This is a genomic window from Methylobacterium sp. J-048, assembly GCF_022829515.1.
Classification (GTDB): Bacteria; Pseudomonadota; Alphaproteobacteria; order Rhizobiales; family Beijerinckiaceae; genus Methylobacterium.
The window spans coordinates 1-357 of record NZ_JAKSYL010000179.1 but is presented as its reverse complement, the minus strand read 5'-3'; the positions used below and the strand labels follow the sequence as shown (position 1 = coordinate 357).

The following is a 357-nucleotide window of genomic DNA, read 5'->3' as shown; positions in this document are numbered from 1 at the left end:
GCCACCACCGTGGCGAGCGTCGCCAGCACCACCATCGGCAGCAGGCCCCAGGCCGGGACGAGCTGGAAGAACGGGTCTGCGGTGTCGGGCTTCTCCAGCACCAGGGCGGCCTGGCCGAGATAGTTCAGGGCGGGCGCCGGGAAGACCAGGCAGACCCAGGCCACCTGGATCGGCTTGCGGCCGAAATGCCCGAGATCGGCGAACAGGGCCTCGGCGCCGGTCACCGCCAGGAACACGGGCCGGGGCAGATTTCCGGGCAGTTGCATTTTGCGGTTTGGCCGTGGCGTGATTCAACACCCGGCATGGCGCTGCCGGATCCCGATGGCCTGGATGTCTTCTCGCTGAGCGAGCTTCGCG

The 357-nt window shown here is 68.9% G+C and carries 1 protein-coding gene; it reads right to left on the bottom strand.

Going from position 1 to position 357, the window contains the following annotated elements; all coding sequences use genetic code 11:
* The coding region (locus MKL09_RS18085; RefSeq protein ID WP_244022361.1) for a KUP/HAK/KT family potassium transporter at window positions 1-260 on the bottom strand (260 nt) is incomplete at its 3' end.
* Window positions 261-357: the final 97 nt, after the last annotated feature.